This is a genomic window from Plantactinospora endophytica (genome assembly GCF_016862915.1).
Taxonomy (GTDB): Bacteria; Actinomycetota; Actinomycetes; order Mycobacteriales; family Micromonosporaceae; genus Plantactinospora; species Plantactinospora endophytica.
Genome location: NZ_BONW01000028.1, coordinates 58,320 through 84,840, shown reverse-complemented (window position 1 = coordinate 84,840; position 26,521 = coordinate 58,320). Strand labels below are relative to the sequence as shown.

Below are 26,521 nucleotides of genomic sequence, written 5' to 3'. Positions count from 1 at the left end.
CGACCCATTCCCCTGTATGAATGGGCTGCAATCAGCATTCCCTGATTCCCGCAGACATCGACACCGGTATTCAGAAAACGTTCCGTGCCCAATCCTTCGCCCGCATGAAGGCCAGATGAATCGCTTCGGCGGACAGCGCCGGCGCACCCTTGCGGCCACTGGCACGAGGAGCAGCGGAACGGGGTGTCCGGGAGTACGCCCGAATACGGTCGTGCTCGTGACCGACGGACGTCGGCCACGAGCACGAGCGGTTCGGTGCGGGTTGGTTGCCGGTTGTCAGAGGTTGCCGCGCAGCGCGACGGAACCACAGTCGGCGGCGACGCCGAAGCCGTACTGCTGGATGAGGGCGGCCCGCTGACAGATCAGCGAGTCGGCGCCGGTGAACACCTGGTCGATCACGCTGTTGTTCAGGTCGGCGGTCGGAACGATGTTGTACACCGTCCGGCGCAGCGGGAAGTTGACGTTCAGTACCTCGTTCGGCGGAGCCGTCCCGGCCGCGTACGGCGACACGGTGTTGATCCGGCCGAGTTCCGACGGGCCACGCCGGTCCTCGACCCCGGCCAGGCTGTTGCCCTGGGCGATGTGCTGGGCGATCGAGTACGGCATGAGGTAGTCGGTGTGCCCCTCGAGTACCCGGGCGTCGTGCTCCTGCACCTCCGGAAGTCCGCTACCGTCCGGCACCGTCGGCGACGCCGGCACCAGGCACGGGTAGTCGCCGAGGGCGATCTCCTGGTCGGTGATGGACATCTGCCCGTTCCAGAACTGCCGGGTGCCGGAGCCGGCCTGTAGCAGCAGCGGCTGGATCGGGATGCCGCCGATGTGGCTGATCACGCACTTGTAGATGTTCTGCAGCAGCGCCACCGACATGTTGATCGGCAGGTCGCTGTTCCGGTTGATCGCGAAGCTGACCGCGTCCACGGCGAACGGTACCCAGGTTCCGGTGCCGGACGGGACGTTCGTGGTACCGCTCGACGACCGGGCGAAGTCGACGCAGCCGGCGGTGGGGCTGCCGGGCAGCTCCGAGTCCCGCAGCGCCGTGCGACCCGCCGACGAGCCGTTCGGCCGGGCCAGCTCGCAGCCCGTCGCCTTGGTCTTGACGGTCGCGGTGCCCCGCGCGTCCCAGGACGCGATCGCCTTCTGGCCGCCGACGGTGATCGCCTCGCCCAGCCCGTTGAGCACGTCCTGGGTGGTGTCCGAACCGACCCCCGCCAGCGTCCGGTAGTCGGTCACCGGACTCGGGTCGGCGGCGGCCGGGCCGGCCACCGCCACGGCACCGACGGCCGCGACGAGGGCCGCGCCCACCGTCGCGACAATTATCCTCACCTGCATGGTTCTCCCTTTCCTCCAGAAAGAGGTTTGGCTCGTTGCTCTTTCTGAGCCGACTGGAGCATCGATCGCCGGGCCGGGGACGCGATACCTGGATCGTGGGAACGTTCAGTGCGCAAAATTTCGCCAACATGTAGGCCGAATGAATCGTCGGCGATATATATTCAACGACCGCAGTTCGGAATCGCCGATCTTCACGTCCCGGTTCCGTCCGAAGTGGAGCGGCGGTACCCGAGCGTCAGCATGACCGGACCCGCGATGCCGCTCGCCATCCCGGCCCCGAGCACGCCGAGCAGCAGGAACCGCAGCCAGCCGACCGGCTCGCCCGGGGTCGGCGTCGTGGCGGCGACCGGAACCACGGCGGCCGGCGGCGTCGGGGTGGCCGACGGGGTGCCGGCCGGGCTCGGCGTCGCCCCGCCCGCCGGGGTGGACGGCGACGGCGACGTCGAGGGCGGCGGGTCCGACGAGGACCCCGGGGCGGAACCGGTCGGCGTGGGCGACGAGGGGACGACCTTCGCGAGTTCGGTGGCCACCGCGAGGGTCTGGTTCCGCAGCGACTGCGGCAGGGGCGCGTACCCGGGTGGTAGCTGTCCGGGCTTGGACCCGATCGTCTGCCCGTCGGTGGCGATGAAGCGCAACAGCCGGGCGTACTCGCGGCGGGCCGGCTCGGCCCGGTCGAGGTTGGCGGCGGCGTAGGTCAGCATGGTGAGCGGATAGGCACCGGGCACGGACCGGGTCGGGTTGGCTTGCAGAACCCCGTCGACGGGACTGGGTTCCATCGCGCCGACCCCGGCCAGCAGACCGGCGCCGTTCGCCGTGACGCACCCCTGGCCGGCGGCGTCGCACAGGCTCGCGGTGGCCAGCCCGTACCGGGCCGCCGATGCCGCGTCGGTGATCCCGAGGCCGAACTTGCGACCGGGCAACGGCGGTGGGGCCGCCTTGTAGTCGCCCAGTCGTGCCTGGGGATTCTCCGGGTCGATGCCACCGGCGGTCTCGTCCCAGACGATCCGCTGCCGGGCGTCACTGCGCAGCGTCTGCCGCGCGGCGACCTCCAGGCTCTCCGCCCAAGGCGCGAAGCCCGGCATGCAGTACTCGAACTTCGGTACCCCGTTCGTGGGCTCCCCCGTGCGGCAGCTCGGATCCTCCTTCGGGAACCGTGGCAGGCCCTGGCCGTCGCCGAACACCAGCGGCACGTACGCGGGGTTCACCCGCATCCCCTTCTCGTCGGGTACCCCGGACAGCCACCGTCGGGCCGCCTCGTCCGCCAGTACCCACTGCCACACCCGGCGGGCCAGCACCGACTCGCCGTCCGGCAACTGGATCGGATAGTGCCGCGAGGTCGGGAAGAAGCTGTCGAATACCGGGTTCAGCCTGACGAACTCGTCGTCGACCCGGATCGACCGTGGATTCTTCGCGATGTCCGGGTTGTCGCTGGGGTCGGGCACGTCCTGCTGGTACGACTGGGTCAGCAGCTTGGCCACCAGTCGAGGCGTCAGTTTCAGCTCCGGCAGCGGCTGGCCGTTGAGCCGCTGCGCGTCCGGGGTCGAGCCCGGCACCTCCGACTTCGACGTCCGGGCCTCCACCTGGAAGGCGATCACCGCCGCGTTCACCGTGATCGGGGCGTGCAGCACCATCGGATCGGTCTCCGCGCGCAGCACCGGTTCGTCGACGTACGCGACGCCCCGGCCCTGGGCGCCGGGCGAGAGTACGGCCGCGCCCGCCGTCGACTCGGTGGTGACGGTGTGCGAGAAGGCGGCCCGGCCACCCGCGCACAGGCTGGCCTGCCAGCTCACCGCGGCCGGTGCCACCATCTCGGAGCCGACGGTGTCGAAGACCTCCCCGCCCAACGGGCACGGCGGGCGGACCGGCTCGAAGTCCAGCGGGAAGACGATCCGGTTGGCGAAGTAGCTGGGCAGCAGCGGGGAACCGCTGGCCCGTCGCGTGCTCTGGTAGACGTCGCCGTGGAAGTCCCGATCGCCCCGGGGTACGACCACCAGCCAGCAGCGCCGGCCGGCGGGGGCGTCGGCGAGCACCTCGCCGCAGTTGAGTCCCTTGGCGTCCGATCCGCGCTGCACCTCGAAGATGATCCGGCCGGCCCCGTCCGAGCTGGTCCGGGCGGCCACCACCTCGTTGGTCTCGTCCCGCCGGAAGAAGTCCTCCACGTCCGGGACACCGTCGTCGGGCGCCCCGGCCGGCGGGAAGTCCTTCATCCGGGTGCGTTCGCCGTCCGAGGAGCGGAACGGGATGACCTGCGCGTCGGCCGGCAGCCGTTCGGCCGGGTCGCGTCCGGCCGGATTCCCGTTGGCGTCGAGGTTGAAGTCGACCGAGCGGCTGGAGGCCGAGACGCCCACCTGGAGTTCGAGTTCCTCGCTGACCTCGCCCTTGGCGGTCAGGCCGCCGAACTGGCAGGTCTCCCGGAAGTCCGGGGCGTCGGGATCGGGCCCCCAGCACTGCATGACCTGGAGGTAACTGGTGCCGTACGCGCTCTCCGGGGCGGTCGCCCGGCCGCCGGTCCAGCTGACCTCGATGCCCTGGGTGACGAGGTTGCGGGTCTGCGAGACGGTGACCCGCAGCCCGGAGAAGTCCTCGTACTGGCCGCGCCGGCCGTGCTGCGTCAGGGCCGACTCGGTGAGCCGGTCCCCCGGTACGGCTGCCTGCGCCGGTTGCCGCAGGTCCGCGCCGCCGACGGCCAGCAGCGCCGTCGGCGCGACCAGCACCGCCGCCACCGCCGCCACCCAACGCCGCAACGGTGACGGGCGACCTGGCGACGGGACCGGTGCCGGCCCGGCGGCACGCGTCCGGAGCCTCATCGCTTCGGTCCTTCGGTGCCGGTGCGGGTGACCCCGGACCGCCGGAAGATCAACGGTGGGCCGACCACCAGGGCGAGCAGCACGATCCCGGCCAGCACCATCATGGTGTGCCGCAGTCGCCAGCCGCCCTCGCCGGCGAGCGAGACGGGTACGCCCGCGACGAACTGCTCACCCCCGCCGCCGTTGCCGTTGCCGATCACCTCTCCGGTGGCCGGGTCGACCAGCCCCGGTCCGGCCGACTGGCTGGCGGTCGGTGCGACGCTGGGGCTGGTACCGGTGCCGCCCGGGTTGCCGGTTCCGCCGGGAGTACCGGCGCTGCCGTTGCCGGTGCCGCTGCCGCCGGAGTTGTTGTTGCTGTTCTCGGTCGGGGTGCCGGCGGCGCCACCGGTACCGGCCGTGCACTGTTGACCGTTCCCTTTCTTGTCGCACTCCGGCGGGTTGACGGCGGTCCGGGCGAGGGTGTTGGTGCCGTCGGTGGAGAACGTCGGGTTGTTGCAGCTCCGGATCGGCCGCGCCTCCTGCACCACGCCGGGAATCCGCTTCACCTGGTTGAAACCCGCCTCCACCAGGTTGATCGGCAGCGGCGAGTAGCCGAGCAGGTCGACCTTCTGCTGGCCCTGACAGAGGAAGTAGTAGGCGAACCGGCCCAGCGTGTACGCCTTGCCCTCGGTCACGCCGTTCTCGTGCGCCAACGGGATGACCATGTACGAGTAGGAGGAGAGCGGATAGGTGCGCTTGTCCCGGTCGTTGTAGACGCCTTCCAGCTTCTGGGTCAGGTAGTTCTGCGCGTTCGGGTTGCCGGTCTCGATCTGCGCCCTGGTCAGCGCCACCGCGACACTGTTGGCGGTCGGCTCCACGTAGTACCCGGCCTTGTTGAGCACCTTCACCACCGGAAACCCGTTCTCCTTGGCGTACGAGTACTCGACGTAGGTGATGGCGCCCTCGGCGTTGCTGCCCGCGACGTACCCGGCGATCTGGCTCGACCCGGCCTGCGCGGTGAACCCGGGCGGGTAGAACGACAGCACGTTGCACTGCGCCTCGGTCCGACCCTTGGACCGGCACCAGGGGCGCCAGATCGACGGGTACTGGTTGTTCATCCACTTGACGAACTGGGCGGTGGTGCCGGAGCCGTCGGAGCGGACCACCGGCACGATCCGCCGGGCCGGCAGGTTGAGCCCGGGATTGTCGGCCCGGATCGCGGCGTCGTTCCACATCCGGATCGAACCGGTGAAGATCTTGGCGATCACGTCCCCGGAGAGCCGCAGGTTCGTCACCCGCCGACCGCCGATCTTCAGGTTGTACATGAACGAGGTGCCACCGGCCACGATCGGCATGTACGCGAACCTGCGGCGCGGGATGGCCTCGTTCGCCTCCGCACCGAACTCGATCTCGGAGACCGCGAAGTCGACGGTGCCCTGCGCGAAGGCGTTGCGACCCGCCGTCGAGCCGACGCCGCTGTAGTGCACGGTGATGTTGTTCTGCCGGACGTCGGCCCGCCACTGGTCGAGCGCGTTCTGGCTCCAGGTCGAACCGGAGCCGGTGATCGAGACGAGCCGGGGCGCGGCGGTGGCCGGCGTGCCGAGCAGCACCGACGCCGCGACCAGGGCGAGCGCGAGCAGCCGGGCCACCCCCCGACGCATCCGGGTTGCGGTCTCAGCCATCACGGTTCTCCTTTTCGGGTGGGGACACGGCGGGCACACCGTGCCGGTCGGCGCCGGCCGTCCCGGGGCGCGGCGCGGGCGGAGGTCCGGCGGAGCGGACGGCGGGCGCGGGTCCGACGGCGCGGACGGCGGGAGGCGGTCCGGCGCGTCGGGCGTACCGGGTCACGTCCCGGGCCGACTCGCGGGCCCGGCGTCGCAGTTGCCGCCGGCTCAACTGTCCCGGGCCGCGTCCGCCGACCAGCCGGGCCAGCACGAAAAGCAGCAGTACCAGCACCATCAGGGTCGCGGCGGTGCCGAAGCCCCGGACGATGAAGCTCTCCTCGGGCGACCGGGTGAGCGCGTAGGTGACCAGCGGCAGCGAGTTGTTCCAGCCGTCGAACGGGTTCAGGTTGACGCTTGTCGCGCCGCCTGCGGTCAGCAGTACCGGGGAGGTCTCGCCGATGCCCCGCGCGGTGCCCAGGATCACTGCGGTGGTCAGCCCGGACCGCGCGGTCGGCAGTACCACGTGCCAGACCGTCCGCCACTGCGAGGCGCCCAGCGCCAGCGCGGCCTCGCGCAGGCTTCCGGGTACCAGCCGGATCACCACGTCGGCGGCGCGGATGATGATCGGCAGCATCATCACGCTGATCGCCAGCGACGTGGCAAAGCTGGAGTGGCGGTAGCCGAGCGCGAGGATCACTGTCGCGTAGACGAACAGGCCGGCCACGATGGACGGCAGCGCGGTCATCGCCTCCGCGATCGTCCGGACCAGCCGGCTCAGCCGGCCCGGGATCTCGCTGAGGAAGACCGCGCAGATCATCGCGAGCGGCACGGTGAACAGCAGCGCCAGGCCGATCTGCTGGAGGGTGCCGACGATGGCGTGCAGGGCGCCGCCCTGGGTCAGCGGTTCGAGCGGACCGGTGACCGACATGTCCTCGGTGAGGAAGTTCAGGTGCGTCAACGGTCGCCAGCCCTCGGCGAAGGTGTAGAGGACCACCAGCGCCAGTACGGCGAGGACCAGGAAGCCGAGGCTGTGCACGACGGCACCGACCAGCCGGTCGCGTACGGCGGGGCCGTCCTCGTCCAGCGACACCAGCAGGCCGTAGAAGCCGAGGAACGCCAGGTAGCCGAGCACGACGAAGCCGAGTACGCCGTCGAACGGGGCGAGTTGGGTGTAGAGCAGCGTGGTCACGCTCAGCGCGGCGACCGTCGCGCCGACCGCTGCGAAGACGTCGGTGCGCCGTACCGTGGCGGTGACCCGGCGCACCTCGACCGCGTCCGGCTGCTCCCGGCGTACCGGCAGGATGGTGCTGCCGCCACCTCCCGACCGCGCCCGCGCGACCCGGACCGCCGAATCGGCCGGTGCGTCGGTCGGTGTCCCGGTCGGGACGTCCACCGGGTGCTTCGGGCTCATCGTCGGGCGCCCCTTGTTCGTCGTGCTGGTCGTGCTGCCTGTGCCGGTCGTCGTGCCGGTCGTGCTGCTCGTGCTGGCTGTCGTGCTGCGTGTCGTGCTGTTCATCGTCGGTGCCCGTCAGACCTCGCTCGCCGCGCCGGAGCGGCTGCGAGCGATGATCATCGAGGCGAGGAAGTTCACGATCAGGGTCATGACGAAGAGGGCCAGCCCGGCGGCGAAGAGCGCCGAGATGCCGGCCTCGGTGGAGTCGCCGTAGCGCAGCGCGATCAACGCCGCGACCGAGCTGGCCCCGTTCTCCAGGATGTGCGGCTGGATCTTGAAGACCGGAGAAATGATCATGACGATGGCGATCGTCTCGCCGAGCGCCCGGCCCAGCCCCAGCATCGTGCCGCCGATCATGCCGCCCCGGCCGAACGGCAGGACGACGGCCCGGATCATGCCCCACTTCGTCGCGCCGAGCGCGTACGCGCCCTCCCGTTCCCCGGGCGGCGCCTGGGAGAAGACCTCCCGCATGATCGAGCAGACGATAGGCGTGATCATCATGCCCACGACCAGACCGGCGACAAATGTCGACGAGGTGTAGACCGTCATCGTCGAGAGCGGATCGCGCGGATCGGAGTCCTTCACGTCGAAAATCGGAATCCACCCGAAATAGGTGGTGATCCAATTGCTCAACCCGAGCACGTTGTCCTGAAGCAGGAAGAATCCCCACAGCCCGTACACCACACTCGGTACGGCGGCCATCAGGTCGACCAGGCTGATCAGCGTCTGCCTGATCCGCCTCGGCGCGTACTCGGAGATGTAGAGCGCCGCTCCGGTCGCCAGCGGTACCGCGACCACGATCGCCACCATGGCGATCAGCACGGTGCCGGTCAGCACGGCGGCGATCCCGAACCGTCCGGCGCCCGCGTCCGGGTCCCACTCCTGGGTGGTCAGGAACGACCACCCGGCGACACCGAGCGCGTCCTGGGCCCGGTACAGCAGGAAGCCGCCGACCAGCAGCATCACGCACAGCACCACGACACCGCCGCCTCGGGCCAGGGCCCGGAACAGCAGGTCGGCACCGCCCCGCCGCTCCCGCACCCGGCGGGGCGCGTCCGCCGGCCCGGTCGCGGCGCCCGGGATCGTGGTCCGGGGCGTGTCTACCGGGGCCATCGCTGTGCCCGCAGCTCGGCGCCGGCCCGGCGGCCGACCTCGGTCGCCGGTGGCCGCCGCAGGTCGACCGGACCGTCGCCCAACCGGGGCGGCAGGACCCGCGGCGCGGCACGCCCGGCCGCCCGGTCACCCTGCGACGCCACCCGCCGCCCCTTGCGTACCAGGCGGGTGCCCTCGACGATCTCGGCCAGCGGGACGGCGGCGAGGAACCGTTCGAGGTTGTAGTTGCACTCGCGGGCCCGCAGGTAGGACCGGCTGGAAATGGCCACCGTCTCGCCGTCGAGATCCAGCCGCCACGCCCACTGGCCGGTGAACTCGTCGGTCAGGGCCAGCGCACTGGTCCGGTGGTGCTGCTCGCGCAACCGCTTGACGGCCGCCCGACATTCCACGTACGTCCGGTAGCCCACCTCGCCCCGACCGAGCTTCCGGTTGTTCGGCGAGATGAGCATCCAGATGACCTCCTCAGCGGCTTCGTCCGCCCGGGCACCCGACCCCGCGGACATGGCCAGGAAGACAAAGCTCGGCTGGTGCACCGGATCCTCCCGTGAGGGCTTCACACGCCCATTTGTATGGTCCCGATCGGGCAACCGCGATCATGTTCTGCACGACCAATGACGCACCGCGAAGCCGAATGCTCACGCCAGACGTGCACGGGGTAAACATCAGTTCACCCGGAGTCCCGAAACCGGACGTATTCTGCATTCACTAGATAACGCCGGTAGCCGACTTGCCACCCCTTATTCCGATGATCTGCCCAGGGCACCGTTCCGGTCCTCGATCGGCGCGAACACGGGAATTCCGGCTCATGGCGACGCCGGCCGTCGACGCGCCAGGATCCGCAGACCGATCCCGGCCGCCAGCAGAAGCGCGCCGCCCAGGAAGAACGACACCAGCGACCAACCGGTACGCGGCAGGTTCCCGCCGGACCCACCCGCCGGGGTACGCGTCGGCGTCGGACTCGCCGTCGGTCCCGGGCTCTCCGTCGGAGTCGGGCCGACCGTGGGACTCGGACTGCCGGAGGGCGCCACCTCGACCGTGACGTCCAGCCCCGCACCGCCCGGTCCGGGGCTCGGCGCCGCGACCGCGTACGCCGGCAGCCCGAGCACGGCCAGCCCCACCAGTACGGTCGGCACCACCCGCCAGCGGCTGCGCCCCGGCACCCGGTGCCGGGGTCCTGCCTGGTCGAACTCGCCGTTATCGATCGTCACAGGGTGTGCACGCTACGGAGGCACCGTGGCGGGCGGCGCACGCCGACACGCACGCCGGACATGGGGCAGGTTAAGAGCGGGCAGCCGGTCGGTGGCCGCTCCCGTCGCGGCTCCCGCCGAGCAGAGCCGTCATCGGGCGGCGGCCGGCCGACGCGTCGACCGGGAACGCGCGGTGCGGGCCGGGCGGCGCAGGTACCACTCGGCGACGGCCAGGTTGATCAGCCAACCGGCGAGTACCAGTGCGGCCCGGACGTTCCCGTCGGGCTGCTCGCCGGTCGCCGCGAAGTACGGCGCGTGGGTGAACGCCTGCGTGCCGGCGCCGAGACCGATCGCGTAGCCACGCACCATCCACGGCCGGTGCCGGGTGAAGTCACGGCGCAGCGCGGCGGCGAGGCCGAGCACGATCGAGGCGGCCATCGCCGATCCGAAGACGAGCCGAAAACCGGCGAGTACGTCGTTGTCGTGCGCCGGCAGGTCGTACGCGAACGCCATCCACACGCCGGTGAGGGCAACCGTCAGTCCACAGGGGACGAGTACCCGGCCGGCGATCCGGTGCCACCGGAACCGCCGCAGGCTGGGTACGAACTGGAAGGCGCCGAGCAGCGTGTAGGTCACCGCGCCGACGATGTGCAGCAGCACCGGCAGCGGGTCGGCGACGAAACGGGCGTTCGCCGGAGTAACCTCCGGACCGGAGCCCAGCTCGGTCACCCGGGCCACTCCGGCGATCACCGGTACCAGGCCCAGCAGGATCAACGCGGCCGGCAGCCGCCATTCTCGCCTCGTCATGCCAATGATGGTGGCCGGGGCACCCGCCCCGACTCATCGGCACATGGGCCGCGATCGGGCCGGTCCATGGTCGTACGCCGTCGTCGTACTTTCGGCGGTCGCCGGTCGGCAGCCACCGCTCACCGACCCTGCCGGGGTGTCGTCAGCCGCGCGTGCGGTTGCGGTTGGTCTCGTACGCCCACATGGCGATCTCGACCCGGTTACGCAGCCCGAGCTTGGTCATCAGGCTGGTGATGTGCGACTTGACCGTGCTCAGCGTGATGTACAGCTCGTCGGCGATCTCCCGGTTGGTACGCCCCCGCGCGACCGCCACCAGCACCTGCTCCTCCCGGTCGGTGAGCGCCTCCACCGGCTGCCTCGGCGGGGCGGTGGGACCCGCGTCGGCGAACGCCTTCAGCAGTCGGGTGGTGACGCTCGGCGCGATCAGCGCGTCCCCGTTGGCAGCGGCGTGCACAGCCTGGGCGAGCAGGTCGGGGCCGGCCTCCTTGAGCAGGAAGCCACGGGCGCCGGCGCGCAGTGCGGCGTAGACGTACTCGTCGAGGTCGAAGGTCGTGATGACGACCACCGCGAGCGGCTCCGCGACCGCCGGCCCGGCGAGCGCCCGGGTGGCCTCGATGCCGTCCATGCCGGGCATGCGGATGTCGAAGAGGCACACGTCGGGGCGGAGCCGCCGGGCGAGGTCGACGGCCCGGCGACCATCGCCGGCCTCGCCGACGACCTCGATGCCGGGCTGCGCGTTCAGGATCATGGTGAGGCCGGTACGGACGATCTCCTGGTCGTCCGCGACCAGCACGCGCACCGTCACGCGCCGGCCCCGGCACGCGGCAACACGGCCGTCACGGTCCAGCCACGGTCGGGGTTCGGGCCGGCCTCGCAGGTGCCGCCGAGCAGGCCGGCGCGCTCCATCATGCCGAGCAGGCCGAACCCGGGCGCGGCGCCGGGGCGGGCGGCACCGGCCTCGCCGTCGTCGCTGACCCGCAGGCGCACGAAGGTGTCGTCGGCCGCGACGCTGACCTCGATCCGGGTGGCGTGCCGGGCGTGCCGGCGGGCGTTGGTGACCGACTCCTGCGCCAGGCGGTAGAGCGCGGAGCCGACCGTCGGCGGAATGTCGTCGAGGTCGCCGCGGATCTCCACGTCGACGGCCGGGCCGGCGCGGAACCGGCCGGCGAGTTGCCCGATGTCGGCGACCTGCGGGTTCGGCGCCAGGTCGGCGGGCTGGTCGCGGCGCAGGACGCGGACCATCGCGCGCATCTCGGCGAGCGCGCGGGACGCCTCGGCCTCGATCACCCGGAGCGCCTCGACGGCGGCTCCCGGCTGGCTGGCCGAGGCGGCGATGCCGGCCTGGGCGCGGATCGCCATCGCCGAGACGTGGTGTGCCACGGTGTCGTGCAGGTCGCGGGCGAGCCGTTCGCGCTCCAGCAGCTTGACCCGGTCGAGTTCGCGCAGCCGGGCGGAGGCGCGGAACCGGACCGCGACGCCGAGCGTGGCGACGGCGAACATCACCGCGAAGCCGGCGACCACCTCGCCGCCGCCGATCGAACCGGCCAGGCCGGCGACGCCCACCTTGGCCGCCACGAACACCGCGCCGACCACCACGTCGCGGCCGGAGCCCCAGCGGAACAGCGCGTAGCAGAGCAGGGGCAGAAAACTCGTCGTGTACATCCGGCAGGGGTCGCCGGGCAGCACGAACGGGGCGACCGCAGTGAAGCCGAACACCCCCACCACCACCGCGAGCGGCTGGGTCCGCCGCCACAGCAGGGTCGGCAACAGCGCGAGCGCGACGACGACGCAGCCGACCCGCCACGGCAGGTCGGGCCGGAGGATCCCCTCCAGCACGATCGCCGGTGCGAGGACGGCGAGCAGCACCCAGTCCCGCCACACCAGGGCCGGGGCGTGCGGGGCAGGCGGCTCGACCAGCACGGCGCGCAGACGAGGATGCACGAGCCCATCGTACGAACGGCGGTGCCACTTCCAGATCGGCCCAAAGTACGACCGATTCGTCCCCCGGGACACGTGCTGGGTTACGGCTGCCTGATCGTCTCCGGGCGGGACCCGAGCCCCGGCCTGGCGATCCGGGCCGGGGCTCCTGGGCATTCCGAATCGGTCCGCCCCGCTCACGTGACGGCGCGGGCCGGGTGGTGCGGCGGGACGGGGGTCAGCGGGGCAGTATGCCGCGTACGTACGCCGCCTGGCCGATGTGCTGCAGGTCGTCGGCGAGCACGCTGACCAGGCGGGCGCCCAGGCTCACCGGCGGATCCCAGGAGGTGTCGACGATCGCGTCGAAGTCGCCGTCGGCGACGCCGGACAGGAACTCGACGGTGCGGTCGTGCACCGCGTCGTGGTAGCCGTGCAACAGTTGCGCCCGGGGCCGAACCGCGCCGACGTCCGCGCTGGTGTGCTGCCAGCCGGTCGCCGAGGCGTCGAATGGGAGCGCGAACTCGTCGGCCCAGCCGGCCGCCGTCCAGACCTGCTCGGTGCCGGCGACGTCGGCGACGTGGTCGTCCTGGATCCGGGTCAGGTGCCAGACCAACCAGCCGATCGAGTTGGCGTCCGGCGTGGGGCGGTAGCCGAGCTGCTCGGCGCTGAGCCCTTCGACCGTCGCGTGCAGTTCCTCGCGTACCCGGCCGAACCCGTCGACGAGTAGCTGCGCACCGTTCACGTCTTCCGATCCCTTCGCGTGGCGGGCCCCGGCAGATTCACTCAACCACGCCAGCCGGTCCGACGCGCGCCGAAACGACCGAGGCGTGTCCCCGCTCCGGTCGCCCTCGGGGCGGCGCTGGTCACGTGCCAGCGGGGACCGTCCCGGAGGCCGAACCAGCCGCCGGGCGGGGCCCGCCCAGGGCAGCGGGTCACCACGTATGAGCAGCTCGCGTGGAATGTGCTTCCATGTGCGGATGATTGAGAGGTTCCACCCCGAGGGGTTCCCCGTGCCCGCCGTACCGCTGTCCCACGCCACCCGGGCGGGCGGTTTCGTCTTCGTCTCCGGCCAGGTCGCCACCGACGCCGACAACAAGATCTTCATCGGCGACTTCGCCCGCGAGGTGGAGAGCACCCTGGACAACGTGGAGGCGGCACTGGCCTCGGCGGGCGCCCGCCCCGACCAGATCGTCAAGATCGGCGCGTTCCTGTCCAACGCGACGCTGTTCGCGCCGTTCAACGAGATCTACCGCCGCCGCTTCCCGGAGGCTCCGCCGGCCCGTACCACCGTGGTGGTCGCCTTCGGCCACCCCGACGTGCGGGTCGAGGTCGAGGCGATCGCCTACGTCGGCTGAGCGGCTCACGACCGACCGGTGACCCGGACTGCACGGTGCGACGATCCGCAGCGCCGTGACAAGGTCCGGGTCACCGGTCAGCGCCCCGGTCACCCCGGCCAGGCCGGCGACGTACGCCTGCGGTCGGGCCGTACCGGACTCGCCCGCCGCCCTGCGACGCTGACGACCCGACAGGACGGGATCGGAGGTCGCGCGGGCGGCGGCGGCCGGGGCGCCGTCCGCTCGTCCGGGTCACCCGCCGCTCGTCCGGGTCACCCGGCCGGCCCGCCGCTCGTCGGCTGCGAGCCCGGTGGCGACGCAACGGTGCTGGCGACGAGTTCCACTCGTCGATTCTCGGCCCGGTCGTCGGTGGTGGTCTCGGTCACCTTTGGACGCGTCTCCCCGAATCCCTGTGCGGTCAGCCGGTCGGGGGCTACGCCCTGACCGGTGAGGAAGTGCCGCACCGCGGCGGCCCGGTCCCGGCTGAGGACGAGGTTCGACTCGGCCGTACCGGTGGTGTCGGTATGACCCTCGATGCGAAGCCGGGTGCTCGGATTGGCCTGGAGGATCTGCGCCACCGTGGCGAGGCTCGCCCGGGAGGTGGCGGTGAGTGCGTCGCCGCCGGAGGTGAAGGTGAGCCGAGGCAGGTCCGCCAACTGTCGCGCGACGTCCGGAACCTCGACCTGCTCGGTCACCGGAGCGCCGGTGTTCCGGGCCGCCGCCAGCACCGCGTTCCGGTGCACCTCGGAGGAGACCCGGCCGACCACGGTCAGCGCGCCGCCGTCGAGTTTCACCGTCGTACCGTCGGAGGTCCGACCGAGGGCCCGCAGCACGTCCGTGACGCCGGTCAGTGCCGTGTCGGTCACCGCGCCGTCGACCGTCAGGCGGTCCTGCACGCTTCCGGTACCGAGGCCGGCCGCCGCCCCGACCAGTGCACTACGGGCACTCTCGCTGGGCACGGTGCCACTGACCGAGGTCGTACCGGAGTCGCGGGCGACCAACACGGAGGGCGGTACGGACGCGGCCGGCACCTCGGCCTCGGCGACCCGTACCCCCCGGACGGCCTGGACGATGTCGAGGGCGCGTTCGGCCTCGGCGGAGGAGTCCGCCGTCAGTCGACCGTCGCGTCCGGTGAAGGTGACCCGTACGTCGGACAGCCCGGCCGAGTGCAGCGCCACCGTCGAACGTCGGGTCAGATCGTCCTCCATCCGGTGCCGGTTCGGCAGTTGCTGTACCGCCAACAGGACGGCCAGACCGAGTACGGCCACGATCAACCCGACCAGCGGGTGGAACCGACGGGATCCGTCGTTCGTCAGAAGCTTCCTCGTCATCAGGACCGCCCCGTGTCCCGGCCGGCGGTCAGCAGCTCGGTGAGTTTGGCGAAGCCGGCCTCGTCGCCGTTGGCGAGCAGTCGGGCCTGCCGTCCCCAGGTGACCAGGCTGGGGGCGAAGGTGAGGCCGGCCGCCTCGATGGCTGCCCGCCGCGTGTCGTCGTCCGCGTCGGCGAGCTGCCGGAAGGTGTGGATACCGGCGGCGCGTAGTGCGGTCGCCATCTTCGGGCCGATCCCTTCGATGCGTTCCAGCTCGTCGCCCGGCGTGTCAGCGGACCCGACCGCCGGTGTCGCCGACTCGACCGTCGTCGCCACGGGCTCGGCCGTCGCCGCCGACTCGACCTTCGCCGTCTCGGCCGTGGTGGTGGCAGGCTCGACCTTCGACGCCTCGGCCGTCGTAATGGCGGGCTTGGCCGTCGTTGCCGGTGACACGCCCGTCGCCGTGGCAGGCTCGGCCGTCGTTGCCGTAGACACGACGGTCGCCGTGGCGGGCTCAACCGTTGTTGCCACGGACGCGACCGCCGGCGCGGCCGGCTCGACCGTCGTCGTGGCGGGCGTGGTCGTCGACGGGCTCTCGGTCGTTCGGGTGGCGGCGTCCTTCGCCGCCGTAAGGGTGTCCTGGCCGCCCGCGACCCGTTCGCCGCGCACCATCGTCGCGGGGTTCGCGGGACGGGGTTCGGCGTGCGCCGTCGATGTCACCGCGACCTTGAATCCCTCGGCGTCGGCCGGCCGGACGACCGAGGCCTCGCCAGCCTGCGGCAGTGGCGATCTCCGCTTGCCCCAGACCAGCCAACCGACGACCATTCCCAGCAGAAAAGCCGCCAGGATAACGAGAAGAGACTGGCTGACAAACCAGGCCACGCGAGGCTCCCAAAGTGAACGTGAACGGATGCTCTGCCGAAGTCCGAAGACGCGGACCGCCGGAGATCCTATGTAGACAGATGACGCCGGGACAACGCCGGGACATCCCGATAAGATCACGATTTCTGATTATGTTGCGATGCGTCGGCGAAGTTCTCACGCAGCCCGCGCGCCGAGACTGAAATCGCAATTTGTGATGCCTTGATCACGTTGGGAAATCGACAGATCAGCGTGAGGTTGATTCGGGCGCACGCACGCCCCGGTATCGGGCAATGTCTATATGCGACCAGTGGGCGCGACGTCCGCCTCCGCCACCGCAGGGCGTGGAGCGGATGCCGCGCCCTGCCGTCAGGCGTGACAGTGAGTCCGACGTCGTCCGCCGAAGCGCTCGCTCGGTCGCTCGGTCGACAGGAGGATTGTCTCCCGAAGAGACTCGTCATATGTGTCATACATATCCGCCGATGCAACGGAATTGACGTCGGCGTGCGGCCCGCCCTTCGGACGGCGGACGTTTCACCGGTACTCGCCCGGGCGCCGATCCGCCGTCCGCAGGTGAACTGCCGATCTTTGTCAGGGTGTGGACAGGTCGAACCGGCGTACCGTCACCGCGCCGCCGAGCGTTTGGGTGGCGTAGTTGAATATCCCGAACCGGTATCCCATGAAGAACTGCCAGGCGTTGTTCAGCGTGAAGGCCGGGCCGAGGGTGGTGAAGCTGACGCCGTCCGTACTGTAGGAGAAGCGGGCCTGCCGACCGCTGCCCGGCCGGATGTCCGCACTGGCCCGCAGCCAGATCCGGCCACCGGAGACGGCGGCGCCGGCGGCCTCGGTGCCGGTGCCGGTGGTGTTCCAGTTGCTGTCCATGGTCAGGTTGTTGGTCATGACCACCCGGGTCGTCCCGTTGTCGCGCCGGACACCGATCCAGGCCGAGGACTGGCGCAGCATGGCCAGGCCGCTGCGGTCACCGTCGCGCATGGTGGAGTAGTCGAGCTCGATCGTCGCCGTCGAGGTCGGTCCCTGGATGCGGTGGGTGACGGTGTTGCGGGCCGCGTAGAGGTCGCCGGTGACGGTCGCGGTCTGCAACCGCAGGCCGTTGCCGACCGACCATCTCGTGTTGTCGGGGTTGTGGTTCCACTCCCACTGCGGCCCGAGGGTGGTGCCGGTGAAGGTGTCCGCGCCGGTGAGCGGCCTGACCGACCGCAGCGGCAGCGGATTGGGGTACGTGCTGCCCCAGACGCCGTTGACCGTCTGGAGTACCGGCCAGCCGTCGCTGGTCCAACTGATCGGGGCCAGCGTCGGCATCCGGCCGCCCGGGTACGCGTCGGTGAACGCCATGTAGTACCACTGGCCGTTCTGGGTCTGGACCAGACCGCCCTGGTGCGGCACGCCACCGCCGGCGATCGGCCCGGGCAGGTCGAGCAGGACCTGACGGATCTCGTACGGGCCGAACGGGTTGCTCGCCTTGAGGACGTACTGGCCGTTGGCCGGGCGGGTGAGCCAGATGTAGTAGCTGCCGTTGCGCTTGTAGAAGCGGGCCCCCTCCAGGGTGCCGATACTCGACGGGGTGGTGAACACCTGCTGGTTGCGTACCTGGCTGCGGCCGTCGGCGGAGAGTTGGGCGACGCTGATGGCGCCGTTGCCGTACGCGACGTACATGGTGTCGTTGTCGTCGACCAGCAGGCCGGCGTCGTAGTAGCAGTTGGGGATGGTGGTGTGCCGGCTCCAGGTGCCGTCGACGGCGGACGCGGTGTAGATGTGGGTCTGGGCGAAGTCGACGCATCCGGCCCAGTAGTAGGTCCGGTTGCTCGGCCGGTAGTTGAGGGTGGACGCCCAGATCCCGTCGACGTACGCCCGGCCGCCGGAGAGGTCGTACTTCGACCCGAACTCCAGCCGGGGTACCGAGTGCCCGGCGAACTCCCAGTTGACCAGGTCGTACGAGCGCAGGATCGGTGCGCCCGGCGAGTAGTGCATGGTCGACGCGGACATGTAGTAGACCTCGCCGACCCGGATGATGTCGACGTCGGCGAAGTCCTGCCACACCACCGGGTTGGTGAAGGTGCCGCCGGGCGGGTTGGTGGGCGGGTTGCCACCGCCGTCGACCCGGACGAGCTGCCACTGCTGGTTGTTCCCGCCCCAGTCCGAATACTGCACCACGTTGGCCCCGTCCGCGGTCGACGCGTTCTGCACCTCGACCGCCTTGCCACTGTTCCGATTGATCAGCCGCACATGGCCGTCGGACGAGTCCGCCAACCGGAACTGCTGGTTCGTCCCGTTGCCGTCACTCCACTGCACGACCGCCGCACCGTCGGCCGTCGACCGGTTGTAGACGTCCAACACCTTTCCCGAATGCCGCGACCGCAACCGGTAGTACCCGCCACCGGAATCGACGAACTGCCACTGCTGCCACGCGCCGTCACCGCGCGTCCACTGGGTGATCCGAGCGCCGTCGTTCGTCGCCAGGTTGTACACGTCCAACGCTTTGCCACTGTTCCGGTTGACCAACACGTACCAGGCGGAGGTGTCCACCGACGCCGCCGACGCCGGTACCGGATCGAGCCCGACGGCGGCGCTGGCGGCGGCGAGTGCGGTCACCACGGCGGTGACGAGAGCGAACCGCCGTCGGCGCCGCCGGGCGCGGACCGGGGCGGGCCGGGTCGGCGGCGGAACCGGTACGGGTGGTGGCGTGTGCGCCACGACATTCATGGCGTAGCTCCTCTGGTCTCGGAAATGCGGGAATCATGAGTGTGAGCGCTCACATCAACCGACACCGGCGTCCCACCGATCAGTTTGGACACGGAGTGGCGCCGTTCAGGCGGATGTACGGAATATTGCCAGAGTGTTTCGGCATCCTCAAGGGGGTTCGTCAATGTATGTGTCCGGCTCGACCACGCGGGCGACCGTAACCGGGCCCGCCCTTATTCCGACTCCGAATAGTCGCGGCGGATAACACTTTCTCCCGACAGAGACCACGAACCGGCGGCCGGAAGCGTCACCTCGTCTTTTGTTATCAGCACCGGCGCCGGACGGTCGGCACACTGGCTGAGCCGGGAACCGGGCCAGCCGGGCGGTAACCGTCCGACCGCCGGCCCGACGCCGGGGCGCTGCTGGGTGGACGGCCGGGACGAGACCCGGACGGGGCCAGCGGCGGACCGGGCGGGTGCTATCCGCCCAGCGGAGGCCGGGTACGGAAGGACGCGTCAGCCCGGAACCCCGGGTCGTCGGTCGCCTGGTCCACCCACAGCTCGAGGTTGCGGTGGCGCAGGAACCAGCCGGGGTAGTTGGACGACTCCAGGGACACCGAATCCGCCGCCGCACCCGGCCGTACGCAGAACGTCGCGTCGCCACGGAACAGCGGGGTCTCCACATCCTCGCTCAGCCGTACCCGCCAGGACGAATGGCGCAGGTAACGGCCGTCCTCGGCCCGGAAGGAGACACACTCGGCGTCTGCCAGCCCCGGTACCGCCTCGAACGTCGCCCGTGCCCGGACGGCCCCGTCGCTGCCCGCGCCGACCCGGGCCAGCGTGCCCAGGCCGTCGGCCGTCGTGACGAACAGCCCCACCTGGTTGACCGACTCCATCGACACCGCCCCGGACGTGATCGGACGGTCACCGCTGCCCGACGGCGTGGCCCTGGCCGGGGTCGGGCGCCTCGTCGCCGGCCTGCTCGCCAGGGGCGCCGACGTCGGCGGTACGACGACCACCGGCGCCGACGTCGGCGGGAGAATTGGCGTACGTGCCGTCGTCGGCGCGACGATCCGGACGGGTGGCCGTGGTTCCGGCGCCGGCAAGGTCGCCGTGGTGACCGTCGCACCGGCGACGACCGTACCGGCGGCGACCACCGTCACGATGGGATGCGCGCCGACGAGCTGGCCGAGCTGACTGATCAACCCGGCCTTGACGCCCGCGCCGACGGCCGCCGAACCGCCCACGGTCGCCGAACCGGCCACGGTCGCCGAACCGCCGAGCCCGCCCGCACCGGAGACCGCCGACGTCGACACGGCACCGAGGAGGGTTCCGCCCACCGTGGTCTTGCCGGTCAGTGCCGCCACCAACGCCGTCGGAACGGGGATCAGCGCGACGCCGACGAGTAGTCGCTCCGGCGCGACCAGCCCGTCGGCGTGCCGGCGGCAGACCGGGCAGGACCGGACGTGCCGCGTGACGCGCTTGCGCCAGAGCGGATTCGGTCGGCCGTCCCAGTCCGTCAGCACGGCCGCGAGGCGGTCGCAGCCGGGCTCGGCGTCCAGCGCGGCCACGATCGCCCGGCTGGCTTCGAGCTGGTCGCGCATCCGCTGGACGCGTACCCCGGCGTGCGCCGTCCCGACGCCCAGCGACGCCGCCAGCTCCGCCCGGGTCAGCCGGCCGGCCGTCTCCAACCACCACAGCGAGAGCAGCGTCCGGTCCTGCGGGTCGAGCCAACGACCGGCCCGCACCACCTGCCGACGTTGGTCGGACAGGTCCAGCCGCAACGCCGTCAGATCCTCGAAGTCGGCGTCGGCGTCCGGCTCCGCGGCCACCTCGTCGAGGGGTACGGCGCGGTCGGCGGCAACCTGCTGTCGGTGCAGTTGCGTGCTGATCTGGCGCAACGCGATCGCCACCAGCCAGGGCCGGAAGCTCTCCGGGGTACGCAGCGTCGCCAGCTCCCGCAGGGCCCGGAGCATGGTCTCCTGCACGACGTCGTCGACGTCCGGATGGCCGTCCAGCGCCCGGCGCACGACGGTGTAGACGAGCGGCAGGTACGCCCTGGTCAGCTCGTCGAGCGCCGGCCGGTCACCGGCCTGTGCGGCGACGACCAGAGCCGTCTCGTTCAAACGGGTAGTTCGCATGTCCCATCGCTGTCGCAGGTGCCCGGACGGTGGTGGACCGGGCCGGCATCACCGGCCACGGGACGACCCGGCGAGCGGCGTGACCGGGGGCGGATCCGGTGCACGCCGAGCTTGCCTGGGCCGAGCCGCCCGTGGTGTGGTGGTTGACTGTGCTGGACAGCGGCGGCCGAGTCAATAAGCGGCCGTGGATTCCCGGCGACGGCACGGCGGTGCACCGCCCGTGGCGGTCGGACGGACGGCGCATCCAACGCCTGCCGCGGTGTCCACCTCTCAGGTGGACGGTGCACCGCCCGTCACGGGACGACGGACGGTGCACCGGGAACCGGTCAGCCGATCGGCTCGACCCAGATGTTGCGGTAGTAGAGGTTGGGTCCGGGGTCGCCGTGGTCCTGGAGCCGGATCGGGCCCACCGACGGCCCCTCGGCCGCCCCGCCGCCGGTCGGCCCGTTGATCTCGGCGTTGTCGTGCACGGTGACGCCGTTCCAGACGACGGTGACGCGGGCGTTCTCCGTCTTGACCCCGGAGGCGTTGAACCGGGCTGCCCGGAACGTCACGTGGTACGTCTGCCAGGTCTGCGGTGCGGTCGCCGCGTTCACCCTCGGCGCCAGTTTCTCGTAGATCGCGCCGCACTCGTTGGTGGCCGGAGTGGTGTCCCCGTACGAGTCGAGCACCTGCAACTCGTACCGGTCCTGGAGGTAGATGCCGCTGTTGGCCCGGGCCTGCCCGGTGACGTCCGACGGCAGGTTCGGCAGCCAGAACTCGATGTGCAGCCGGAAGTCGCCGAAGCTCTGCCGGCTCCGGATGTCGCCGCCGAGCACCTCCACCCCGCCGTTGCCCAGCGGCCAGGTCGGGTTGGCCCCGTTGGCCTGCTGGAAGTTGTTCATGTTGGTGCCGTCGAAGAGGGTGATCCGGCCGGGGTTGCCGGCGGAGCCGTACGCCTCGAACTCGTAGATCCGGGCCGCGTTGTCGGTGGTGCTGGTCGGCGCGGTCACGTTCAGCCGCAGGTATCTGGCCTGGGTGGCCGCGATGTCGTGGGTGGTGACGTTCGCGGTGTTGCCGGTGACGGTCGCGGCCGTGCTCCAGGCGGTGCCGTTGGTGCTGGCCTGGATGGTGAAGTCGCGGGTGTTCCAGGCGGTGTTCTCCCCACCGGCGCCCGCGTGCCGGACCACGAACCGCTGCACGCTCTGGGTGGTGCCGAGGTCGACCTGCAACCACTTGCTGCCGCCGAGCGAGCACCACTTGTCGCTGTTGCCGCCGGTCACGCTGCCGTTGACCGCCTGCGCCGGTCCCTCGCTGGCGGAGCAGGAGCTGTCCGCCGTCGCCGGTCGGCCCAGGGCGAGGTTGGTCGACGGCGGTGCGGTGCCGCCGTAGACCTCGAACTCGTAGATCCGGGCCGCGTTGTCGCCGCCCGGCGCGGTGACGGCGAGCCGGACGTACCGGGCCTGGGTCGCCGTGAACTGGTGCGTGGTGGTGTTGGCGGTGTTGCCGGTGACGGTCGCGACCGTACTCCACGCGGTGCCGTTGGTGCTGACCTGGACGGTGAAGTCCCGGGTGTTCCAGGCGGTGTTCTCCCCACCGGCGCCGGCGTGCGCGACGACGACCCGGTTCACGCTCTGCGCCGAGCCGAGGTCGACCTGCAACCAGCGGTTGGTGCCCGACGAGCACCACTTGTCGAGGTTGCCCGAGGTGGTGGTGCCGTTGACGGCCTTCGCCGGGTTCTCGGTCGCCGAGCAGGAGCTGTCGGCCGTGGCCGGCTTGCCAAGGGCGAGGTTGACCGGCGGCACCTGGCCGGGGATGGCGTTGAGGGTGTACCAGACCTCGGTGCTCCACAGTGTCTGGCCGTCGGTCGCGCTGAACGGGCGCGGCGAGCGGACGTGCACGACCCGGCCGGCCTTGAGCCCGTTGACGACCAGGGTGACCTTCCTACCGTCGGCGGAGAGCGTGGCCGAGGCGACCGACAACGTCTCCTCGTCCACCTTCGGCCCGCCGTACGCGGCGGTCGGGACGTACCGCCACTGCTTGACGCGGTACTTCGAGGCCAGTGCGGTCGCGGTGGCCGCCGAGAGCGGCTTGGTGTACTCGATCTCGAACCCGTCCGACCGGGCCCGCATCGCCAGCATGTCGAAGTTGGTGCTGCCGTTCGTGGCGATCTTCTGTAGACCGTGGCTGAGCTTGCCCTCCTGGCCCCAGTTGCCGCCGCCGTGCAGCCCACCGGTGTAGAGGGCGCCGTCCGGACCGACAGTGACCTCCGAGACACCGGCCTCGAGGCCCTGCGTCATCCGGAACAGCGCGCCCTGGTACTCCCCGTTGACCTTCTCCAGGTACGCCCGCTGTAGCCCGCCGTACGTCACGTCGCCGATCGCCATCTGCCCGGCGAAGGTGCCCTGGGTGATCATCACCGGGGTGCTCGGCGAGTTGCCGATCTCGTTCTGCGGGAACCAGAGCACAGGCTGGGTCACCGGGTTGTTGTCGAACGGCCCGGGCGGGTTGAGGTAGTGGTGGAAGAACCGGTCCTGCTTGATGTGCAGCAGCTTGGACGCCGGCTGGTAGCCGCCCTGGTTGTCGGTGACGAAGAGGCCGCCCTCCGGCCCCCAGCCGATGCCGTGCGGGGTACGCAGCCCGCCCGCGACGTACGACACCGCGCCGGTGGTCCGGTTGACCCGGATGGTGGTGCCCCGGTTGCCGGCCGGCTGCGGGTTGGTGGTGTTGCCGCCGTAGTTGATCGACACCGAGAGGTTGAGGTAGAAGAACCCGTCGGCGTAGAGCAGCCCGAAGCCGAACTCGTGGAAGTTCTGGCCGAACGGCCAGGTGGCGACGGTGCGGTAGTTGTCGGTGACCCAGTCGCCGTTGGTGTCGTTCAGTTCCGTCAGCCGGTGCTTCTCCGACACGTACAGCTTGCCGTCGACGTACTTGATGCCCATCGGTTCCTGGAGGCCGGTGGCGATCCGGGTCCGGGTGACCTGGGCCGGGCTGGTGCTGCCGGTGACGTTGCCCAGCAGCCAGACCTCGCCGGCGGTGGTCAGCGTACCGCCCCAGGTGAGCACCGCGAGGCGCCCGTCCGGCAGCCAGTCGAAGCCGGTGACCTGCGGCTCGAAGCCGCTGGGCCGCAGGTTCGTCAGCGTGTAGTCGGGATGTACGGCGGTCAGCGGCAGCCCGTCACCGGGCCCGTCACCGCTGGCCTCGCACTCCTTGCGGCCGGGTGCGGTGACCCGGACGACCCCGGCGTCGGTGCTGAGCACCGAGTTGGGCACGGTCACGAACGACGTCGAGCCGGGGGTACGCCACTGGAGCGTCAACTGCTGGCCGCCGTCGCGCTCGAAGTGCTCGATCCGCAGCGAGTGGTAGCCGGTGGTGAGCGTGACCGTACCGTCCTTCGGGTCCGGTCCGTGCAGTCCGTCGTGGTCGACCACGACCGCGTCGTCGATCAGCAGCCGGGAGCCGTCGTCGCTGAGCAGCCGGAAGGTGTAGCTGCCGGCCTGGGCTATGTTGATGTTGCCGAGGACCTGGGCGTGGAAGTAGTTCTCGAAGCCGAAGTCGGCCGCGCTGGTCCAGTTGACCACCGGCATCAGCTTGTCGACGTTGGGCGTCTGCGCGGCCTTGAGGGTGCAGAGGTTGTTCAGCGGCACCTGTAGGTCGAACACCCGCAGGGTGACGCCGGGCTCCTGCGGCGGCGGTGCGGCGGTGGCGCCGCCGGCCGGCAGGCAGACGGCCGAGACGGCGAGCGCGGTGACGACCACGCCCAGTATCGGCGTACGCGCTCGTCGGGATGGTCGGAACACGTTTCCTCCCAGGGGTGAGCGGGACGACGCCGCGCCGCCACGGGCACGACGGACCGCTCGACGGCGCGCCGTGGTGACCGACGGGACGACGACACGACGCCGTTACGTCAGGTAGCTGGCCCGGCACGCCGTTGCCTGGCGAGGCAAACCCTACGATCGTTACGTTTGGATGTCTAGATGTTTCGTCGCGGTCGCTCTAACTTTCGGAACACTGGACAAAAGTGCAAGATCCAGAGGCTTTCCGGGCCGGCAGTACTAGCCCGGGCGGACCGGGGTAATCGCGCCGGGTGTCCGCCTCCCCGATCGCCGACTACGGCCTGCTGTCCGACTCCGCCTCGGCGGCGCTGGTCAGCCGGAACGGCTCGGTCGACTGGTGGTGCCCGGACCGGTTCGACGCGCCGTCGGTCTTCGGCCGCCTGCTGGACGCCGAGGCCGGACACTGGCTGCTCGGCCCGGTGGCCGGGTCGGTCCGGCGGACCGAGCGGGAGTACGTCGACGACTCGCTGGTGCTGCGGACCGTCCACCGGACCGGGGACGGCGAGGTCGCGGTCACCGACGGGTTGCTGGCCGAGCCCGGGGCACGCGGGCACGAGCTGGGACAGAACTCGCAGATGGTGCTGGCCCGGGTCGTCGAGGGACTCGCCGGCACGGTACGGATGCGCTGCGAATACCTCCCCCGACCGGAGTACGGGCTGATCGTCCCGTACCTGCACTGCCGCGACGGCGAGATCATGGCCGAGGCCGGCCCGCTGATCCTGGCCCTGCACAGCCCGGTTCCGCTGACCTGCACGCACGGACGGGCGTACGCCGAGTTCGACGTCGGCGCCGGTCAGGTGCTCGGCTTCGACCTCGCCTCCGCACCGGCCTACGGCCCGCCGCCCCGGCGGCTGGACCCGGTACCGGCACTGGCCGAGACCGTCGAGGCGTGGCGGACGATCCGGGACCTGCACCCGTACCACGGCCGCTACCCCGAACTCGTCCGACGCAGCGCGCTGGTCGTGCAGGGGCTGACCTACCGGCCCAGCGGTGCGGTGGTCGCCGCCGCCACCACGTCGCTGCCGGAGCGGCTCGGCGGTACCGACAACTACGACTACCGGTACGCCTGGCTGCGGGACTTCATCCTGACCATGCGGGCGCTCTGGGTGACCACGTGTCCGGAGGAGACGGGACAGCTCTTCGGCTGGGCGGCCCGCTCCGCCGGACGTTCCGGCGACGAGCCGGTGCCCATCATGTACGGGGTGACCGGGGAACGCGACCTCTCCGAGTACTCCCTCGACCACCTGCGCGGGTACGCCGACAGCCGGCCGGTCCGGGTTGGCAACGACGCCTGGGGGCAGCGGCAGCACGACGTGCCCGGCGTACTGATCGGCGCGCACCTGCTCCGCGACGAACTCGGTGACCTGTCGGAGGAGTCGAAGGCGCTGCTCGTCGGCCTGGCCGAGCAGGCCACCCACTGGCGGGAACCGGACGCCGGGATGTGGGAGGAACGCGGCCCCGGCCGGCACTACCTCGCGTCGAAGGCACTGTGCTGGGGCGCGCTGGACAGTGCGGTGAAGCTCGCGCCGAGGCTCGGTGCCCGGGCCGACCCGCAGCGGTGGGCCGCCGCTCGCGACGAGGTCCGGGAAACGGTGCTGCGGGACGGTTGGAACGACCGCGTCGGTGCCTACACCGGGGCGATCGGGTCGGCGGAACTGGACGCGTCCGTGCTGGTGCTGCCGGCCACCGGGATGATGCCGGCCACCGATCCACGGATGCGGGCCACCATCGAGGCCATCGCGACGGAGCTGTCGACCGACGGCCTGGTCCGACGCTGGCCGGACGAGACGGCCGGCTTCGTGGCGTGCACGTTCTGGCTCGTCGAGTGCCTGGCCATGGCCGGCGAGACCGAGCGGGCCGCGGCACTGTTCGAACGCACCGCCGCGCGCGCGAACGACCTCGGGCTGTTCGCCGAGCAGATCGACCCTCGTACCGGCGCCCATCTCGGCAACACTCCGCTGGCACTCTCCCACGTCGGGCTGATCGGCGCCGCCTGGCGGCTCACCAGACCCGACTTCGGCTGAGTACCGCCCGACAGGATCCCCCGTCGGGTCCGTCCACCTGCCGGGCCCCGGCACCCTCCGCCGTGGGTGCCGAGGCCCGGAC

Annotated in this window: 18 protein-coding genes; 2 read left to right on the top strand and 16 right to left on the bottom strand. The window is 71.1% G+C overall.

What is annotated here, in order from left to right:
* Positions 1-276: 276 nt before the first annotated feature.
* The 11 genes from Pen02_RS26410 to Pen02_RS42015 all read right to left on the bottom strand — a co-directional run bounded on the left by Pen02_RS26410 (position 277) and on the right by Pen02_RS42015 (position 12,998).
* Positions 277-1,323 carry a substrate-binding domain-containing protein gene (locus tag Pen02_RS26410; RefSeq protein WP_203868804.1) on the bottom strand — a complete coding sequence of 349 codons (1,047 nt, stop codon included), beginning with the start codon at positions 1,321-1,323 and terminating at the stop codon, positions 277-279.
* Positions 1,324-1,520: 197 nt separating this feature from the next.
* On the bottom strand, positions 1,521-4,136 hold the full coding sequence (locus tag Pen02_RS26405) for a hypothetical protein (protein ID WP_203868803.1): 2,616 nt from the start codon (positions 4,134-4,136) through the stop codon (positions 1,521-1,523).
* Positions 4,133-5,797: a phosphate ABC transporter substrate-binding protein PstS gene (locus tag Pen02_RS26400; protein ID WP_239141328.1), complete on the bottom strand. Its 1,665-nt coding sequence runs from the start codon at positions 5,795-5,797 to the stop codon at positions 4,133-4,135. Before Pen02_RS26400 ends, Pen02_RS26405 begins: the two co-directional genes overlap by 4 nt.
* Entirely contained in the window at positions 5,790-7,190 is a 1,401-nt protein-coding gene (gene pstA, locus Pen02_RS26395; RefSeq protein WP_203868802.1) for a phosphate ABC transporter permease PstA, read from the bottom strand. The genes Pen02_RS26400 and pstA overlap by 8 nt, the downstream gene beginning before the upstream one ends.
* 117 nt (positions 7,191-7,307) lie before the next feature.
* The gene (pstC, locus tag Pen02_RS26390; protein ID WP_239141327.1) at positions 7,308-8,345 is read right to left on the bottom strand and encodes a phosphate ABC transporter permease subunit PstC; all 1,038 of its coding nucleotides are present in this window, start codon (positions 8,343-8,345) and stop codon (positions 7,308-7,310) included.
* The gene (locus Pen02_RS26385) at positions 8,333-8,794 is read right to left on the bottom strand and encodes a hypothetical protein (protein ID WP_203868801.1); all 462 of its coding nucleotides are present in this window, start codon (positions 8,792-8,794) and stop codon (positions 8,333-8,335) included. The genes pstC and Pen02_RS26385 overlap by 13 nt, the downstream gene beginning before the upstream one ends.
* A 354-nt stretch (positions 8,795-9,148) precedes the next feature.
* Entirely contained in the window at positions 9,149-9,553 is a 405-nt protein-coding gene (locus Pen02_RS26380) for a hypothetical protein (protein WP_203868800.1), read from the bottom strand.
* Between the two features lie 129 nt (positions 9,554-9,682).
* Positions 9,683-10,339, bottom strand: coding sequence for a DUF2306 domain-containing protein (locus Pen02_RS26375; RefSeq protein WP_203868799.1), 657 nt, complete (start codon positions 10,337-10,339; stop codon positions 9,683-9,685).
* A gap of 142 nt (positions 10,340-10,481) precedes the next feature.
* On the bottom strand, positions 10,482-11,144 hold the full coding sequence (locus Pen02_RS26370; protein ID WP_203868798.1) for a response regulator: 663 nt from the start codon (positions 11,142-11,144) through the stop codon (positions 10,482-10,484).
* Entirely contained in the window at positions 11,141-12,280 is a 1,140-nt protein-coding gene (locus Pen02_RS26365) for a sensor histidine kinase (protein WP_239141326.1), read from the bottom strand. The genes Pen02_RS26370 and Pen02_RS26365 overlap by 4 nt, the downstream gene beginning before the upstream one ends.
* A 214-nt stretch (positions 12,281-12,494) precedes the next feature.
* Positions 12,495-12,998 carry a mycothiol transferase gene (locus Pen02_RS42015; protein WP_239141325.1) on the bottom strand — a complete coding sequence of 168 codons (504 nt, stop codon included), beginning with the start codon at positions 12,996-12,998 and terminating at the stop codon, positions 12,495-12,497.
* Between the two features lie 235 nt (positions 12,999-13,233).
* Here Pen02_RS42015 and Pen02_RS26355 point away from each other — a divergent pair, with 235 nt between their 5' ends.
* Positions 13,234-13,611 (top strand): RidA family protein, encoded by a 378-nt coding sequence (locus Pen02_RS26355; RefSeq protein WP_239141324.1) that lies wholly within the window; start codon positions 13,234-13,236, stop codon positions 13,609-13,611.
* 251 nt (positions 13,612-13,862) lie between these two features.
* On the opposite strand, the gene Pen02_RS26350 is transcribed toward Pen02_RS26355, so the two are convergent.
* From Pen02_RS26350 to Pen02_RS26330, 5 genes are all read right to left on the bottom strand, one after another.
* Positions 13,863-14,921, bottom strand: coding sequence for an OmpA family protein (locus Pen02_RS26350; protein ID WP_203868794.1), 1,059 nt, complete (start codon positions 14,919-14,921; stop codon positions 13,863-13,865).
* A complete protein-coding gene (locus Pen02_RS26345; protein ID WP_203868793.1) occupies positions 14,921-15,901 on the bottom strand; it encodes a helix-hairpin-helix domain-containing protein in 981 nt (326 codons plus the stop codon). The genes Pen02_RS26350 and Pen02_RS26345 overlap by 1 nt, the downstream gene beginning before the upstream one ends.
* A 450-nt stretch (positions 15,902-16,351) precedes the next feature.
* Positions 16,352-18,481, bottom strand: coding sequence for a family 43 glycosylhydrolase (locus Pen02_RS26340; protein ID WP_203868792.1), 2,130 nt, complete (start codon positions 18,479-18,481; stop codon positions 16,352-16,354).
* 457 nt (positions 18,482-18,938) lie between these two features.
* Entirely contained in the window at positions 18,939-20,600 is a 1,662-nt protein-coding gene (locus Pen02_RS26335; RefSeq protein WP_203868791.1) for a sigma-70 family RNA polymerase sigma factor, read from the bottom strand.
* Between the two features lie 326 nt (positions 20,601-20,926).
* Positions 20,927-24,379 carry a galactose-binding domain-containing protein gene (locus Pen02_RS26330; RefSeq protein WP_239141323.1) on the bottom strand — a complete coding sequence of 1,151 codons (3,453 nt, stop codon included), beginning with the start codon at positions 24,377-24,379 and terminating at the stop codon, positions 20,927-20,929.
* Between the two features lie 287 nt (positions 24,380-24,666).
* Between Pen02_RS26330 and Pen02_RS26325 the strand changes: the two genes are divergently transcribed.
* The gene (locus Pen02_RS26325) at positions 24,667-26,439 is read left to right on the top strand and encodes a glycoside hydrolase family 15 protein (RefSeq protein WP_203868790.1); all 1,773 of its coding nucleotides are present in this window, start codon (positions 24,667-24,669) and stop codon (positions 26,437-26,439) included.
* The last annotated feature ends 82 nt before the right edge of the window (positions 26,440-26,521 follow it).

What these genes read in the sequence shown, in the direction of transcription:
- Pen02_RS26375 (WP_203868799.1), bottom strand. Translation starts at nt 10,339, where the DNA reads ATGACGAGGCGAGAATGGCGGCTGCCGGCCGCGTTGATCCTGCTGGGC.
- Pen02_RS26340 (WP_203868792.1), bottom strand. Translation starts at nt 18,481, where the DNA reads ATGAATGTCGTGGCGCACACGCCACCACCCGTACCGGTTCCGCCGCCG.
- Pen02_RS26335 (WP_203868791.1), bottom strand. Translation starts at nt 20,600, where the DNA reads ATGCGAACTACCCGTTTGAACGAGACGGCTCTGGTCGTCGCCGCACAG.
- Pen02_RS26385 (WP_203868801.1), bottom strand. Translation starts at nt 8,794, where the DNA reads ATGCTCATCTCGCCGAACAACCGGAAGCTCGGTCGGGGCGAGGTGGGC.
- Pen02_RS26350 (WP_203868794.1), bottom strand. Translation starts at nt 14,921, where the DNA reads ATGACGAGGAAGCTTCTGACGAACGACGGATCCCGTCGGTTCCACCCG.
- Pen02_RS26355 (WP_239141324.1), top strand. Translation starts at nt 13,234, where the DNA reads ATGATTGAGAGGTTCCACCCCGAGGGGTTCCCCGTGCCCGCCGTACCG.
- pstC (WP_239141327.1), bottom strand. Translation starts at nt 8,345, where the DNA reads ATGGCCCCGGTAGACACGCCCCGGACCACGATCCCGGGCGCCGCGACC.
- pstA (WP_203868802.1), bottom strand. Translation starts at nt 7,190, where the DNA reads ATGAGCCCGAAGCACCCGGTGGACGTCCCGACCGGGACACCGACCGAC.
- Pen02_RS26405 (WP_203868803.1), bottom strand. Translation starts at nt 4,136, where the DNA reads ATGAGGCTCCGGACGCGTGCCGCCGGGCCGGCACCGGTCCCGTCGCCA.
- Pen02_RS26400 (WP_239141328.1), bottom strand. Translation starts at nt 5,797, where the DNA reads ATGGCTGAGACCGCAACCCGGATGCGTCGGGGGGTGGCCCGGCTGCTC.